At 66.9% G+C, this 13,511-nt stretch carries 15 protein-coding genes and 1 riboswitch; of the genes, 1 reads left to right on the top strand and 14 read right to left on the bottom strand.

Annotation, left to right across the window (positions count from 1 at the left end; genetic code table 11):
• Positions 1 to 66: 66 nt before the first annotated feature.
• The 5 genes from ASE89_RS04125 to ASE89_RS04105 all read right to left on the bottom strand — a co-directional run bounded on the left by ASE89_RS04125 (position 67) and on the right by ASE89_RS04105 (position 3,301).
• Complete coding sequence (locus ASE89_RS04125) at positions 67 to 1,689, bottom strand: M56 family metallopeptidase (protein ID WP_056674314.1); 1,623 nt, start codon at positions 1,687 to 1,689, stop codon at positions 67 to 69.
• A complete protein-coding gene (locus ASE89_RS04120; protein WP_056674311.1) occupies positions 1,686 to 2,054 on the bottom strand; it encodes a BlaI/MecI/CopY family transcriptional regulator in 369 nt (122 codons plus the stop codon). The genes ASE89_RS04125 and ASE89_RS04120 overlap by 4 nt, the downstream gene beginning before the upstream one ends.
• Before the next feature lie 351 nt (positions 2,055 to 2,405).
• The gene (grxD, locus tag ASE89_RS04115) at positions 2,406 to 2,732 is read right to left on the bottom strand and encodes a Grx4 family monothiol glutaredoxin (RefSeq protein ID WP_031395260.1); all 327 of its coding nucleotides are present in this window, start codon (positions 2,730 to 2,732) and stop codon (positions 2,406 to 2,408) included.
• Between the two features lie 10 nt (positions 2,733 to 2,742).
• Positions 2,743 to 2,973 carry a BolA family protein gene (locus tag ASE89_RS04110; RefSeq protein WP_031395261.1) on the bottom strand — a complete coding sequence of 77 codons (231 nt, stop codon included), beginning with the start codon at positions 2,971 to 2,973 and terminating at the stop codon, positions 2,743 to 2,745.
• A 4-nt stretch (positions 2,974 to 2,977) separates the two neighbouring features.
• Entirely contained in the window at positions 2,978 to 3,301 is a 324-nt protein-coding gene (locus tag ASE89_RS04105; protein WP_031395262.1) for a DUF1476 domain-containing protein, read from the bottom strand.
• Between the two features lie 150 nt (positions 3,302 to 3,451).
• Between ASE89_RS04105 and ASE89_RS04100 the strand changes: the two genes are divergently transcribed.
• A complete protein-coding gene (locus ASE89_RS04100; protein ID WP_056674308.1) occupies positions 3,452 to 3,649 on the top strand; it encodes a hypothetical protein in 198 nt (65 codons plus the stop codon).
• Positions 3,650 to 3,673: 24 nt separating this feature from the next.
• Here ASE89_RS04100 and ASE89_RS04095 read toward each other — a convergent pair whose 3' ends face one another.
• The 9 genes from ASE89_RS04095 to ASE89_RS04060 form a co-directional block, all read right to left on the bottom strand.
• On the bottom strand, positions 3,674 to 4,672 hold the full coding sequence (locus tag ASE89_RS04095; RefSeq protein WP_192003052.1) for an NADPH:quinone oxidoreductase family protein: 999 nt from the start codon (positions 4,670 to 4,672) through the stop codon (positions 3,674 to 3,676).
• The gene (leuD, locus tag ASE89_RS04090; protein ID WP_056406022.1) at positions 4,635 to 5,264 is read right to left on the bottom strand and encodes a 3-isopropylmalate dehydratase small subunit; all 630 of its coding nucleotides are present in this window, start codon (positions 5,262 to 5,264) and stop codon (positions 4,635 to 4,637) included. Before leuD ends, ASE89_RS04095 begins: the two co-directional genes overlap by 38 nt.
• Positions 5,261 to 5,386 (bottom strand): hypothetical protein, encoded by a 126-nt coding sequence (locus tag ASE89_RS21430; protein ID WP_261362615.1) that lies wholly within the window; start codon positions 5,384 to 5,386, stop codon positions 5,261 to 5,263. The genes leuD and ASE89_RS21430 overlap by 4 nt, the downstream gene beginning before the upstream one ends.
• Positions 5,383 to 6,822 carry a 3-isopropylmalate dehydratase large subunit gene (leuC, locus tag ASE89_RS04085; RefSeq protein ID WP_056674305.1) on the bottom strand — a complete coding sequence of 480 codons (1,440 nt, stop codon included), beginning with the start codon at positions 6,820 to 6,822 and terminating at the stop codon, positions 5,383 to 5,385. Before leuC ends, ASE89_RS21430 begins: the two co-directional genes overlap by 4 nt.
• Before the next feature lie 126 nt (positions 6,823 to 6,948).
• Entirely contained in the window at positions 6,949 to 7,881 is a 933-nt protein-coding gene (locus tag ASE89_RS04080; RefSeq protein ID WP_056674304.1) for an NAD(P)/FAD-dependent oxidoreductase, read from the bottom strand.
• A 109-nt stretch (positions 7,882 to 7,990) separates the two neighbouring features.
• Positions 7,991 to 10,303: a glycoside hydrolase family 127 protein gene (locus ASE89_RS04075; protein WP_056674299.1), complete on the bottom strand. Its 2,313-nt coding sequence runs from the start codon at positions 10,301 to 10,303 to the stop codon at positions 7,991 to 7,993.
• Positions 10,304 to 10,444: 141 nt separating this feature from the next.
• The gene (locus tag ASE89_RS04070) at positions 10,445 to 10,654 is read right to left on the bottom strand and encodes a hypothetical protein (RefSeq protein ID WP_037527415.1); all 210 of its coding nucleotides are present in this window, start codon (positions 10,652 to 10,654) and stop codon (positions 10,445 to 10,447) included.
• A gap of 95 nt (positions 10,655 to 10,749) precedes the next feature.
• Positions 10,750 to 11,322 carry an ankyrin repeat domain-containing protein gene (locus tag ASE89_RS04065; RefSeq protein WP_056675318.1) on the bottom strand — a complete coding sequence of 191 codons (573 nt, stop codon included), beginning with the start codon at positions 11,320 to 11,322 and terminating at the stop codon, positions 10,750 to 10,752.
• Between the two features lie 70 nt (positions 11,323 to 11,392).
• On the bottom strand, positions 11,393 to 13,093 hold the full coding sequence (locus ASE89_RS04060; protein WP_056674297.1) for a catalase: 1,701 nt from the start codon (positions 13,091 to 13,093) through the stop codon (positions 11,393 to 11,395).
• A gap of 218 nt (positions 13,094 to 13,311) precedes the next feature.
• Positions 13,312 to 13,504, top strand: a riboswitch (cobalamin riboswitch).
• Positions 13,505 to 13,511 lie beyond the last annotated feature (7 nt).

Here is a 13,511-nt window from a genome sequence, read left to right as displayed (position 1 = left end):
ATCCCGTCATCAGGACGAAAGTCAGAGTCCAGGGCCGCAGGCACCGCCCCTACCCCAGAATGCAGCTCAATCCCGCTTGGCCATGTCGGCCTGGACCTCGGCCAGACCCTCGTCGATACCCGCAAGCGCCTCGCGGCGTTGCGCGGCGGTCATGTCGGCGTTCTTCTCGATCGACGCCCGCGCGATTTTCAGACTGGCGAGTGCGGAGGCGTAGGCGCTCGCCTCGATCTCACGGCTGTTGATTGCGGCGGTCGCGGCGTCGGCGGCGGCCTGTTCGATGCGATTGGTGCAGATGACCATCTTGCGCACGCCGCCTTCGGTCCGGTCAATCACATAGTGCTTGCCCGGCCCGTCCTTGCCATCGACGCAGGTGCGTTCGGTCACCTCGGGTACCATCCCCGACGCGACGATCGTGCTGCCCGGCTTCGCACGGATGACCCGCGTGCTGACGGTCTTGCCGTCGCGCGTGACGATCGTCGTGACCTGACGCGCGTCGGCGGGGCGTGCGGTAAGCGGCGCAGCGGGCGCGACAGGTGCGACCGGGGTCAAGACTGGCATGGATGGCAGAGGTGGCAGAGGTGGCAGGGGCGCCGCCGGGGCGACCGGCGCCACGCGTTCCTCGACACCGGCACGGATCGCCGTGGCGGCCTTGGTGCCCGAAGCGGTCAGTGCCAGCCCCGTCGCGACCAGCAGGCCGACCGAGGCCGCCCCCGTCGCGATCCGGCCGCGTGAAATCCGAGAAGTCGTCAACATGCGCAATCTCCCTTTCAGATCGGTGATGGTGTGGAGGTGACACGCGGCCGAGACCGCGCCGCCATGCGCCGCCTTGACGATCGCGCAGGCATAGATGTGGCGGTCGACCGCGGACCGGCCGGCGAGCACGCGTGCGTCGTTGGCAAGCTCTTGGTCCGCGCGGAACCGACGAAACGCATGCCAGGCGACCGGGTTGAACCAGTGAAGCGCAAGCACGACCAGCGCCACCCAGTTGGCGAACAGGTCGCCACGCTGGTGATGGCCAATCTCGTGTGCCAGCGCCAATTCGCACTCGTCCGCGTCATAGCGATCCGCGAAATCACGCGGAAACGCGACGTAGCGGCGGACGAGACCGAAGGCGAGCGGACCCGGCGCCGCCGCGGTGGCGATCACGCGCACCCCGTCGCGGTCGTCGAGCCGGTCCGCGCTGTCGAGCATCCGCCGGCAGAACCGTCGATGCTGAAGCAGATGCCAGACGAGCAGCGCAAGCGCCCCGACCGCCCATGCGGCCCCCAGCGCGCTGCCGAGCCCGCCCCCGAACACTCCCGCAACAACAGCGCCGAACGACGGTTCCACCACATCCGGTGTCGCCGCAGCCATCATTGCCCCCGTCGTCGCGGCCGTTGCAGCGGGCGCGATCATGTAGACGCTGATCGTCTCGCCAGCGCGCGTAATGGGCGTCGCCGCCGCGTGCCACGTCTCGGGCATCGACGGCAGCACGAGCCGCAACACGGGCAGCGCCCAGAGCGCATAGGCGACCTGCGCCCCGAAGGTGCGGCGCACCGGCGCGCGGACCAGCAGCACGACGAGCATCAGCAGCGTCGATGCGATCAGCGCGTCGCTCGCCCAGCCCGCGAGCGCGGCCGTATCGATCGACTGGAGGGCGGCGGCGGGGCCGTCTCCGATCCCCCCGGAAAGGATTGGCCCCGCGCTCATGCCTTGAGATCCTTCAGCAACGCCTCGATCTCGGCAATGTCCTCAGCGGTCAGTTCGTCGCGTTCGGCGAGATGCGCGACCAGCGGCGTCAGCCTGCCGCCGAACAGCCGGTCCATCAGCCGCCGCGATTCGCCCGCGACATAATCACCGCGCGCGACGGTCGGACGATAGAGGTAACGCCGGCCATCCTCCTCATGCGTGATCGCCGATTTCGCGATCAGCCGCCCGAGCAGGGTCTTGACCGTGTTGGCACTCCAGCCGCGCGCCGGGTCGACACGTTCGGCAACATCCTGCGCGCTCAGCGGGGATTCGTCCCACAGCACCTCCATGACGCTGTGCTCGGCATCACTGATCCGTTCGGCCACGACTCACTCCTTACTGACTACGCTTGTAATCAGCTCGTTTACGGTCGTAGTCAATGTCAGTTTCTTACGGTCTCGCGATCGACGCCGATGACCGTCTATGTCGGGTTTCTTTACGATCAGCGGTTGGCGCTGCGGCCGATTAACCACCGAGACCGGCGAAAGTCTGCAAGTCGGGCGAACTGGCACATAGCCTGCACCGTCCCATGCGTTACCGAGCGTTCAGCGCTTATGCAGGGTGGACGGGTCGCTGTCATTCAGGTCTCGCACCGGTCCACCCTCACCCGGTACCCTTCAAGCCCTGACCGAGCGGCGGCCAGATACCCCCGCGCGATCCAGAGCCTCGTCAAATACTCAGCCTGCCGCCTTCTGCGCGTCCAGGACCTGCTTCAGTTCGCCACTCTCGTACATCTCCATCATGATGTCCGATCCGCCGAGGAATTCGCCGTCGACATAGAGCTGCGGGATCGTCGGCCAGTCCGAATAGGCCTTGATGCCCTGGCGGATGCCCTGGTCCTGCAGCACGTCGACGCTTTCGAACTCGACCTCGAGATGGTTGAGGATCGCGATCGCGCGGCTCGAAAACCCGCATTGCGGGAACAGCGGGCTGCCCTTCATGAAGAGTACCACGGGGTTGGCCTTCACCAGCGCATCGATGCGCGCGTGCGTGTCGTCAGTCATGTCGTCGTCCTTATGCAATCACGGTGGTAAGTTGCAGCGCATGGAGGACGCCGCCCATGCGGCCCCCCAGCGCGTCGTAAACGCTCTTGTGCTGCTTCACCCGGCTCAGCCCCGCAAAACTCGCGCTCGTCACGCGCGCGGCATAATGATCGCCGTCCCCGGCCAGGTCGGTGATCTCGACCTCGGCATCGGGAATGGCATCGCGAATCATCGTGCGGATATCGTCGGCGGTCATCGGCATTGGATTACTGGGCCTCCATCAATTGGCGACGCGCCTCGATCATCTGCGTCGCCAGCGCACGGCGCACCGTCGCCTCGTCATGGTCGAGACCCGCGGCAGTCATGTCGCCGACCAGCTTGCGGACGACATCGTCGTCGCCCCCGCCTTCGAGATCGGCGTGAACCAAGGCCGTCGCATAGGCGTCACCCTCCTCGCGGGTCAGCCGCATCTCGGCCGCGGCCCATTGCCCCAGCAGCCGATTGCGCCGCGCCGTGACACGGAATGCGAGTTCATCGTCGCGGGCAAATTTTGCCTCGAATGATCGCTCGCGATCGTCAAAAGTCGTCATGGCGCACGTGTTCCCTCCGGCGTGTCGAGCGTAGCAGATAGGAAGCGGTCCGCGGCTCCGCAATAATTTGGTGCGGCTCTGGAACAATGCCGGCACATCCATCATCTATAAGACAGTCACGTGACACAGGGCACGGGCATGGAGAGTAGAATGACTGGCCGCCATCCAAGGAGCGTCTCGCCGCCGTCCGACACCGCCGTATCGCGGCACCCCGCAGCGCCGCCGATCGGTGCCGGTGGTCATGGTCGCGGTCGCTTCCCTTCGATCGCGCATGGCATGGCGCTCGGCGCGGCCGCATCCGCGATCCTGTGGATGGCGATCGTCATGACGATCTCGCGCTTGCTTTGAACCGGCACGGCGCGAGAGACATCATCAGCCCAGTTCGACGACCAGCTTCCCGATCGCGGCGCGCGCGGCCATCTTCGCGATCGCCTTGCCACCGTCCTCCAGCGCGAACCGCTCGGTCACCCGCGGCGCGATCTTGCCGTCGCGCCACAGCCCGAACAGCGTTTCGATATGCGCCTGGTTGGCCTTCGGGTCACGGGCAGCGAACGCACCCCAGAACACACCGCACACGTCGCAGCTCTTGAGCAAAGTCAGGTTGAGCGGCAGCCGCGGGATACCGGCGGGGAAGCCAACCACCAGATACCGCCCCTCCCAGGCGATCGAGCGCAGCGCGGGCTCGGCATAGTCCCCGCCGACCGGATCGTAGATCACGTCGGCACCCGCCTTGCCGACGGCTGCCTTGAACTGCTCGGCCAGCGCCTTGGACTGGTCCTTGTCGAACGGCGCGCGTGCATAGACGATCGTCTCGTCGGCACCCGCCGCACGCGCGGCGGCCGCCTTCTCCTCGCACGAGACAGCAGCGACGACCCGCGCACCGAACGCCTTGCCAAGCTCGATCGCCGCCAGCCCGACGCCGCCCGCCGCGCCCAGCACGAGCAACGTCTGCCCCGCTTTCAGATGCCCGCGGTCGAGCAAGGCATGGATCGTCGTGCCATAGGTGAGGATCAGCGAAGCGCCCTCGGCAAAGTCGCGCCCCTCGGGCAGGCGATAGAGCTTGGCCGGGTCGGCGACGACCTTTTCGGACAGTCCGCCATGGCCGAGCATCGCGATCGCCCGGTCGCCGACCGCCCAGCCCTCGACCCCATCACCGACCTCGGCGACGATCCCCGCGATTTCGCCGCCGGGCGCAAAGGGGCGTTCGGGCTTGAACTGATATTTGTCCTCGATGATCAGCACGTCGGGAAAGTTGATCGCGCAGGCCTTGACGGCGATCACGACCTGCCCCGGCGCGGCGACCGGATCGGGCAGCTCCGACAAGATCAGAGTTTCAGGTCCGCCCGACGCCTTCGACAGCAATGCCCGCATAACCGCTTTCCCTCTCCAGAAAGGGGCGATGTTCAGCCACCGCCTCCTCGAATTTCGAAATCGCGGTATCTCTTGCCAGTGTCAGCCCGACCTCGTCCAGCCCTTCGATCAGACATTGCCGGCGAAACGCATCGAGATCGAAGACGAAGCGGTCCTGGAACGGGGTGGTGACGGTCATCGATTCGAGGTCGATCGTCACGCTGTCGGTCCGCGCCACCTCGATCAGCCGGTCGATGGCATCCTGCGGCAGGACGACGGCGATGATGCCGTTCTTGAACGCGTTACCCGAGAAGATGTCCGAGAAGCTCGGCGCGATCACCGCGGCGATGCCCATGTCGGCGAGCGCCCAGGCGGCATGCTCGCGGCTCGACCCGCAGCCGAAATTGTCGCCCGCGATCAGGATCGGCGCGCCGGCATAGCGCGGATCGTCGAACACATTGTCCGGCTGCGCGCGGACCGTCTCGAACGCGCCGCGCCCGAGCCCCGTCCGCGTGATCGTCTTCAGCCAATGCGCGGGGATGATCACATCGGTATCGACGTTCTTCGCCCCCCAGGGATAGGCGCGCCCCGAAACCGTCGAGACGGGCTTCATCGCGGGCCGGTCTCGGCGGGGGCGACACGTCCGGTGCCCGGCAGCGTCCGCGCCGCCGCCATATAGGCTGCAACGCCACTCATCACCGCGCCGGCCATCAACAGCATCATCACACGCTTCATAACTCATGTCCCATCAGGTCGCGCACGTCGCTCAGCCGGCCCGTGACCGCGGCCGCGGCCGCCATCGCGGGCGAGACGAGATGCGTGCGCGCACCCGGCCCCTGCCGCCCGACGAAATTGCGGTTGCTCGTCGAGGCGCAACGCTCGCCCGGCGGCACCTTGTCCGGATTCATCGCCAGGCACATCGAGCAGCCAGGCTCGCGCCATTCGAAGCCTGCGCCGGTGAAGATCCGATCGAGCCCCTCGGCCTCAGCCTGACGCTTCACAAGGCCGGATCCGGGGACCACCAGCGCGCGGACACCATCGGCGACCCGTCGGCCGTTCGCGATCGCCGCGGCCGCGCGCAGATCCTCGATCCGGCTGTTCGTGCAGCTGCCGATGAAGACATGCTGGATCGCGACGTCCTGCATCGCGGTACCCGGCGTCAGCCCCATATAGTCGAGCGACTTGCGCGCCGCCGCCTGCTTGGCGGGGTCGGCAAAGCTCATCGGGTCGGGGACATGCCCGGTGATCGGCACGACGTCCTCGGGGCTGGTGCCCCAGGTCAGGCCCGGTGCGATATCGCTCGCCTGCAGCACGACCGTCTTGTCATAGGTCGCCGCCGCATCACTCGGCAGCGTCCGCCACCAGGCCAGCGCGCGCTCCCACGCCTCGCCACTCGGCGCCATCGGCCGGCCCTTGATATAGGCGAAGGTCGTCTCGTCCGGCGCAACGAGGCCGGCCCGGGCCCCCGCCTCGATCGACATGTTGGCGACGGTCAGCCGCCCCTCGATCGACATCGCGCGGATAACGTCGCCGGTATATTCGATCACATGACCGGTCCCGCCTGCAGCACCGAGCCGCCCGACGATCGCGAGGATCACGTCCTTGGGGCTGACGCCGAAGCCCAGCGTGCCGTCGACGCGGACCTCCATCGTCTTCGACTGGCTCAGCAACAAAGTCTGCGTGGCGAGAACATGCTCGACCTCGCTGGTGCCGATCCCGAAGGCGAGCGCGCCGAGCGCACCATGCGCCGAGGTGTGGCTGTCGCCGCATACCAGCGTCGAGCCGGGCAGCGTGAAGCCGAGTTCCGGCCCGACGACATGGACGATCCCCTGCTGCACCGCGGTCGCGTCGATATAGTCGATCCCGAACTCGGTCGTGTTGCGACGCAACGCGTCGAGCTGCTGCGCGCTTTCGGGATCGGCGATCGGCAGCGGCACGCCCGCGGCGTCGACGCGGGCGGTCGTCGGCAGATTGTGGTCGGGCACCGCCAGCGTCAGATCGGGGCGCCGCACCCGCCGTCCGGCGACGCGCAGGCCTTCGAACGCCTGTGGGCTGGTCACCTCGTGAACGAGGTGGCGATCGATATAGATCAAGCAGGTGCCATCGTCGCGCCGTTCGACGACGTGCGATGCCCAGATCTTTTCGTAGAGGGTCTGCAGACGGGTGGCCATGCGGCCCCGTTAACCGATAATGCCTGCCGCGCAAAGGTTCGCGGCAATTTTCATGCGCCGGACCATGGCCCGATCGCGTCGATGCGTGGTCCGCATGACGACCGGGCGTGGCGCCGGGATCCGCCGTTAGGCGTCCGCCAGCATCCGCTCGGCAAGGCGTCGGCCGGATAGCCAGCCGCTCTCGATCCGCGGCGCCAGCAGCCAGTCGCCCGCCGCCCCGATCCGTTCGCCCGCATTCCACAGACAGCCGGACTCACCTGCCGCGGCGCGCGCATAGCGCCAGCGATGCCCGACACGGACGATCGGCGCGGGCAGCGCGTCGGCACACTGCGCGGCGAGCGCCGCCTGTAGCTGGTCGACCACAGTCTCCGCCGCGTCTTCCAGATGATCGCGAGACCAGTCTGGCGTCGCCTGGACGACCCACGCCTCCGGACCATCGCGTCCGGGTTTGGCGCTGTTGCATGCGGCCCAGCCGATGATGCCGCGATCCTTCAGCACATCGTCGGCAATCGCGAGCGGCGTCTCGAACGCGAACATCGCCGTCCAGCACGGTGCCGACCGGCTGTCCGCTGCGACGCGCGCCATCGCCGCGTCATGCGGCTCGAGCAACACCGCCGCCTGTTCCGCAGGGATCGCGACGACGACGCTGTCGAACAGCGCCGCGTCGCCCGGATCGACCTGCCATCCCGCCGTCGTCCTGCGCAGCCCGGTGACCTGAGTTTTCCAGCGCACGTCCGCCTGCGCGGCGAGATGCCCGACGATCGCGTTCATCCCCGGCGTCCCGACCCAGGCATCGGGCCCCGCCGCGGGCCAGCGCGCGACGACGCCCGCCGCCGCCCAGCCCTGCATCGCCGCCACGAAATCCGGGTCGCGCATCGTCAGATATTGCGCACCATGGTCGAACGCGATCGTGCCGCCGGGCGTCTCGACCCGCCGCGTCGCCATCCGACCACCCGCCCCGCGTCCCTTGTCGAACAGCGTCACCGTATATCCGGCCTGCTGGAAGCGCAGCGCACAGCTCAGGCCGGTGATTCCTGCACCAATGATCGCAACCTTCATGATGTCTCCGATCGACGATCCGCGGGATGGCCCGATACCGCTCGCGGACCTAACCGACCAGCCGGAAATCCCCCGACCTTACCGTCCAAACCTATTTCCGTCGTACCGGTCAGATCGTCTCGGATCGCATCGTCCGCACCGTATAGACCTCGACCCCCTGCCAGGTATCAGAGTCGAAGCGGACGCGGATTTGCGATTTGCCGCGCGTGGTTTCGGGCGGCAGCGTATAGGTCCGGACGTTGCGGGCGGCGGTGGCGTCACCCGTGAGCTGCTCGCGCGCCAACGGCGTACCGTCGACCGAGATCCGAAAATCCTTGTTGCGCTGCCCGCCGCCATATTCGACCTGCAGCGTCAGCGGCCCCGGCGCGACCGCCAGGTCGAATTCGAAATATCCGACGTTCACGTTGCGGCTACGGTCGGCGACATGCGAAACCGCCGCCGAGTTGCCGCTGTCGGCGAACGCGTGATCGACCTCGGGCTGCTGCTCGCCCAGCCGGATCACATCGACCGTCCGCGCGGCCAGTTCCGCCCGCTCCTGCGACGCACGCGCCCAGGCGAGCTGCGCAGTCGGCCACTCGGCGGTGCCGAACCGGCGGAAATAGACGGCGGTGCGGTTGTCATGCTGCGCGAAAAACGGTCGCAGCGTCAGGTCGCGCGGCTTGCCCTGCCCGCCCAGTCGATACCGGTGCAACCCGCCCGCCGCCGCCAGCACCGGTTCCGCCCGGTCGGTGACGAGCGCGGGGTCCGGCCCGTCCGACCGACGGTCCCCCGCGCCCATATCGGCCGCCAGGACCAGCGGGCCGCTGAGGAACGCGATCAGCCTGGGATCGTCGGGCATCGCTTGGACGCGCACCGGCATGGGCAGCGACAAGGCGATCTGGTCGCCCGCCTTCAGCCCGGTCAGCAGCAGATACGCGCCGTCGCGCACGCCAGCCGTTCTGCCGTTCACCTGCAACAGCGGCGCGGCGCACCAGCCGGGCACGCGGAGCGCCAACGTCCGCGGCGCCGTCCTGACCGCGATCCGCACCGTGTCGCCGAGCGGGAATTGCGTATCGATGTCGAGTTTCGCCTCGGGGGCATCCAGCGTGGAGGCATAATAGAGGTTGATCGCAACCGCATCGCCGCGCTTCCAGTAGATGCTCTCGCCATGCTTCGAATGGCTTTCCATGCCCGACCCGACACAGCACCAGAAATCCTCGGTCGGGCTCGAATGCACGCGCCCCATGCCCGGCGCCAGCGCAGTGAAATAGGTGAACATCCCCGTGTCGGGGTGCTGCTGACTCATGATATGGTTGAGATGCGCGCGCTCGTAAAAGTCGAAATAGCGCGCATCGCCGGTCCAGCCATAGAGATGCCGGGTCAGGCGCAGCATGTTGTAGCTGTTGCACGCCTCGCACGTCTGCTGGTCGAGCCGCTGGGCAAGCTTGCGCGGCTCGCCGAAATGCTCGTGGTCCGAATTGCCGCCGATGACATAGCTGTGGTCGCGCGTCACGATCGTCCAGAACGACCGGGCGACCCTGGCATGATCGGTATTGCCGGTCAGCTCATGCAACCGCGCCTCCCCCACGATCTTCGGGATCTGGGTGTTGGCGTGATGCCCCGCGAGGTCGTCGCGCGCGTCCCTGAGCGGGTCGACAATCGCGTGATGCCGCAGCCGTTCGGCGAGCGTCAGCCAGCGGCGATTGCCGGTTCGCGTGTGCAGCTCGGCATAGGATTCGGTCAGCCCGCCATGCTCGGTCCGCAGGATATCCTGGACCTGGACGTCGTTCAGTCCTTCCAGGATCGTGCCGAGATAGGTCCCGAGCCCGATCGCCACGGCCAGACCCTCTGCAAGTCCGGCATGCCGGTGCGCGTCGAGCACGCCCGCCATGACCTTGTGATAGGTGTACAGCGGCACCCATCCTTCGTTCAGGCTGAACCCGGTCGACCGGATCTCCCGCTTGCGCAGTTCCTCGTACACGACCTTGCCATCGACGGTCTTGCCGTCGCGCTCGACGGTCGTCCCGCCGGCATAGCCATCCCCCTGCTTCAACTGGATCGCCTTGAGCTCGGCGACGATATAGGCCGCGCGGTCATGGAATTGCTGATCCCCCGTCTGCGCATAGACCAGCGACAGCGCACTGAGATAATGACCGAGCGAATGCCCGGCGATCCCGCGTGACTCCCATCCGCCATAGACTTCGCCCTTGGTCGGCAACCCTGCCCCGGCATGGAAATTGTGCAGCAGACGGTTCGCATCGAGCGACAGCAGATAGCGCTGGTTCGCCTGCACCGATGTCAGGAAGATCGACGGCCGCAACCGCACCTGCGACAGCGGAAAGGGGGTCGCCGCCGAGGGTGCACCCGCCGCCGCTAAGGCGAATGGCGGCACCATTCCCAGCGCAATCCCTGCGCCTAGCGCACCGCGACGCGTCCAACCCATGTCACTCTCCCAGCCACGTCTTTAGACACAGGCTATCGGCTTCACTTGTCGGAGTAAATCCCGGGACTGATATGAGCTGACGGTGTGATCGTGATCATCAGTGCGCCGTGATCCAGACCCGGCCGAACCTCTATGAGCATCTCAGTCGCGCGGCGCGCGAGCGATCACCGCCTGCGCGGCCCGGAGGCGGGCCTTCCAGATCTTCACCGACGGATGCCCGGCCGCGAGGCCGGCGAGCCGCCCCTCGATCTGGACGGCCTCGTGCTTGGCTGCGTCGAGCTCGGCGGCTGTCGGCGCAGGCTGGATATTGGCGCGCGCGTGTGCGCCGGTGCGTCCCTTGCTCTTGGTCATGGCCAAAGCGATGGCCCCGGATGCCGCGCCGCGTCAATGCGGAACGGTAGCGACACGGCCCGCTGTGGCGCGCGCAACACCCGAGCAAGGTCGCGTCAGCGCTTGACGCGTTCCGCCATCGCGGCGTTGCCCTGCCCGGCCGCGACCGAACCTGCCGATCGTCCCGCCGCATCCTGGATCGTCCGGTCCGCACCCGCCGCCAGCAACAGCTCGACCTGTGCCCGGCGATTGAAGAGCGATGCCATCATCAGCGCGGTCTGCCCGGCATGATTGCGCGCGTTCACGTCGCACCCTGCCTTCAGCAGCCGCGCCGCGATCGCATCCTCGCCCTTGAACGCGACACCCATCTGCGCGCTGTTGCCCTGGTCGCGATCCGGACGGCAGGCGTCGGCGCCCTTGCCGATCAGCGCGTCGACCGTGGCAAGCTGTCCGTTATACGCCGCCAGGATCACGGGCGTGAAACCGCGCTCGTCATAGGCATTGATGTCGGCGCCGGCCTTGAGCAGCGGATCGATCATGTCCGTGCGGCCGAGCCGCGCCGCCTCGAACAGCAGCTGCTGGCGACGCTCGGGTGATGGCAAGGCCGCGACCGCAGGAGGCGTCTGTCGCTCGGTCGCAGCGGCCTGTGGGCCAGCCGCGGCGAGTATTGCGGCAAGATAAGTCAGCATCGTCGGTCTCGATTCCTTGAAGTCTGCCACGGCAGGAGGCGCGCGCCATGCCGCGCCTCCTGCCCCGGGATCAGCGGGCGCCCTGGCCCGGGTTGGCGGCGCGATAGTCCGCCACCGCGCGCGACACGTCGGCGATCGGCACGTTCACCGCGGTTGCCAGCCGCGTGCCGAAGTCCTTGTCCGCCTGGTAGAAATAGCTGACCATGATCGTCTTGGTCCGTGCCGACGTCACGACATTGAGATCACCCGCCAAGTTGGTGACCAGATCCGCCTTGTCCTGCGGCTTCAGCGCCCGGTAGAATTCGCCCGCCTGCGCGAAGTTGTTGGTCTTGGCGACTGGCTTCGCATCGACGGTCGCGTCGATGCCATAGGGCGCGGCACGGAAGCGGGCATCGGTCGACTTTGCCGCGGTCGCCGCCGGGAAATAATTCACGTCGGACGCGCGGTTGGCGTGGTCGAGCTGGCCGTCCTGGTAATTGTTGACGACGCTCGCGAGCGGACGATTGACCGGCAACTGCATCGCATTGGCGCCGATGCGATAGCGCTGCGTGTCCGAATAGGAGAACAGCCGACCCTGCAGCATCCGGTCCGGCGACGCCTCGATCCCCGGCACGAGGTTGGCAGGCGCGAACGCCGACTGCTCGGTATAGTCGAAGAAGTTGGTCGGCACCTTGTTGAGCGTCATCTCGCCGATCTTGCGGAACGGCACGCCCAGCCATTCCTTGGTGTCGTCGAACGGATTATAGTCGAGCTTGGCGAACGCCGACGCCGACATCGTCTGCACCATCAGGTCCCAGACGGGGAAGTTGCCCTTGCCGATCTCGCCATAGAGATCGTCGGTCAGGTAGTTCCAGGTCGCGGTCGCCACCTGCGCGCCGTTCAGGTTGCGCACGCCCTGGCGGCTGATCCAGCGGAACTTGGCGAACACCGTTTCGCCCTTGGCATTCACGAGCTTGAAGGCATGGACGCCGTTGCCGTCCATCGTCCGGTAGGATGCCGGCGTACCGAGGTTCGAATAGACATGCGCGAGCATGTTGGTCGCCTCGGGCGTGGCCGAGAAGAAGTCGAAGAAGCGATTGGGGTCCTGCTTGTTCGTCACTGGCGAGGGCTTGAGCGCGTGGATCATGTCCGGGAACTGGATCGCGTCACGGATGAAGAAGATCGGCAGGTTGTTGCCGACCAGATCCCAATTGCCCTGATCGGTATAGAATTTGGTCGCAAAGCCGCGCGGATCCCGCATGCCCTCTGGGCTGCCCGAGGGGTGGATCACGGTCGAGAAGCGGACGAACACCGGCGTCTGCTTGCCGGGCATGAACAAGGATGCGTTGGTGATGCTCGAAATGTCCGCGGTCGCGGTGAACACGCCGTGGGCACCGGTTCCGCGGGCATGGACGACGCGCTCGGGCACGCGCTCACGGTCGAAGCGTGCGAGCTTCTCGATCAGCGTCGTGTCCTCGAGCAGGACGGGGCCAAGATCGCCCGCCGCCTTCGAGTGGCGGTTCTCGCCGATCGGCGCACCATTGTCGCGGGTCATCTGCGGCGCGGCGACACTGGCTGAATCACCCTTGGCTTCAACGGTGCCGGCAACCCCGGCCTGCGCCAGCGCGGGCTTGCCGGCGCTGGACGGGGCCGCCGCGGTCGTCATGCGGGTTTCCGCCTGCGTCTCGGCCGGTGCCACCGTCTGCGCGGCGACTGGCTGAATCATGGCACCGGCCGATGTCGCAGCCAGCAGCATCGCCGTCACGGCCTGACGGCTCTTCACGTTCTTCATCTCGATCCCTTAATCCTGCATGCCATCAGCGTGGCATTTCCGCACAGAGCGTGCGGCACCGCCGCCTCCTGATCGAGGACTCGCATCGCGCCAAACGGAGCTTCTGGATCACAGCAATCGAGCAGGACGATCGAGCGGCCATCGCGCCGCTCGCCGGACGATTGCCGAACGATCCTGACCGGGATAGACCGGCACCGCTGACCTGTTCGATCCGAGCAGGACGGCATGATCGCGTCGGTGCCCCGAAAGGGGCTTAATAGGGAACGCGGTGAGGGTGGTTTGCCACCTGAAGCCGAGGCTGTCCCTGCAACTGTAAGCGGCGAGCGCGATGCATTTCGCTTCTTCCTGCAAAGGAAGGAGCAGCCACTGGGCCAGACGTTTCGTCATGAGGGCCTGGGAAGGCCGTGCATCGTGTGAT

The organism is Sphingomonas sp. Leaf30, from assembly GCF_001422525.1.
In the GTDB taxonomy this organism is placed as follows: domain Bacteria; phylum Pseudomonadota; class Alphaproteobacteria; order Sphingomonadales; family Sphingomonadaceae; genus Sphingomonas; species Sphingomonas aerolata.
This window is presented reverse-complemented; position numbering and strand designations above follow the sequence as displayed.

Bases quoted from the DNA above. Each gene is read 5' to 3' on its own strand.
- ASE89_RS04125 (WP_056674314.1), bottom strand. From the start codon at position 1,689: ATGAGCGCGGGGCCAATCCTTTCCGGGGGGATCGGAGACGGCCCCGCC.
- grxD (WP_031395260.1), bottom strand. From the start codon at position 2,732: ATGACTGACGACACGCACGCGCGCATCGATGCGCTGGTGAAGGCCAAC.
- ASE89_RS04110 (WP_031395261.1), bottom strand. From the start codon at position 2,973: ATGCCGATGACCGCCGACGATATCCGCACGATGATTCGCGATGCCATT.
- ASE89_RS04105 (WP_031395262.1), bottom strand. From the start codon at position 3,301: ATGACGACTTTTGACGATCGCGAGCGATCATTCGAGGCAAAATTTGCC.
- ASE89_RS04100 (WP_056674308.1), top strand. From the start codon at position 3,452: ATGACTGGCCGCCATCCAAGGAGCGTCTCGCCGCCGTCCGACACCGCC.
- ASE89_RS04095 (WP_192003052.1), bottom strand. From the start codon at position 4,672: ATGCGGGCATTGCTGTCGAAGGCGTCGGGCGGACCTGAAACTCTGATC.
- leuD (WP_056406022.1), bottom strand. From the start codon at position 5,264: ATGAAGCCCGTCTCGACGGTTTCGGGGCGCGCCTATCCCTGGGGGGCG.
- ASE89_RS21430 (WP_261362615.1), bottom strand. From the start codon at position 5,386: ATGAAGCGTGTGATGATGCTGTTGATGGCCGGCGCGGTGATGAGTGGC.
- leuC (WP_056674305.1), bottom strand. From the start codon at position 6,822: ATGGCCACCCGTCTGCAGACCCTCTACGAAAAGATCTGGGCATCGCAC.
- ASE89_RS04080 (WP_056674304.1), bottom strand. From the start codon at position 7,881: ATGAAGGTTGCGATCATTGGTGCAGGAATCACCGGCCTGAGCTGTGCG.
- ASE89_RS04075 (WP_056674299.1), bottom strand. From the start codon at position 10,303: ATGGGTTGGACGCGTCGCGGTGCGCTAGGCGCAGGGATTGCGCTGGGA.
- ASE89_RS04070 (WP_037527415.1), bottom strand. From the start codon at position 10,654: ATGACCAAGAGCAAGGGACGCACCGGCGCACACGCGCGCGCCAATATC.
- ASE89_RS04065 (WP_056675318.1), bottom strand. From the start codon at position 11,322: ATGCTGACTTATCTTGCCGCAATACTCGCCGCGGCTGGCCCACAGGCC.
- ASE89_RS04060 (WP_056674297.1), bottom strand. From the start codon at position 13,093: ATGAAGAACGTGAAGAGCCGTCAGGCCGTGACGGCGATGCTGCTGGCT.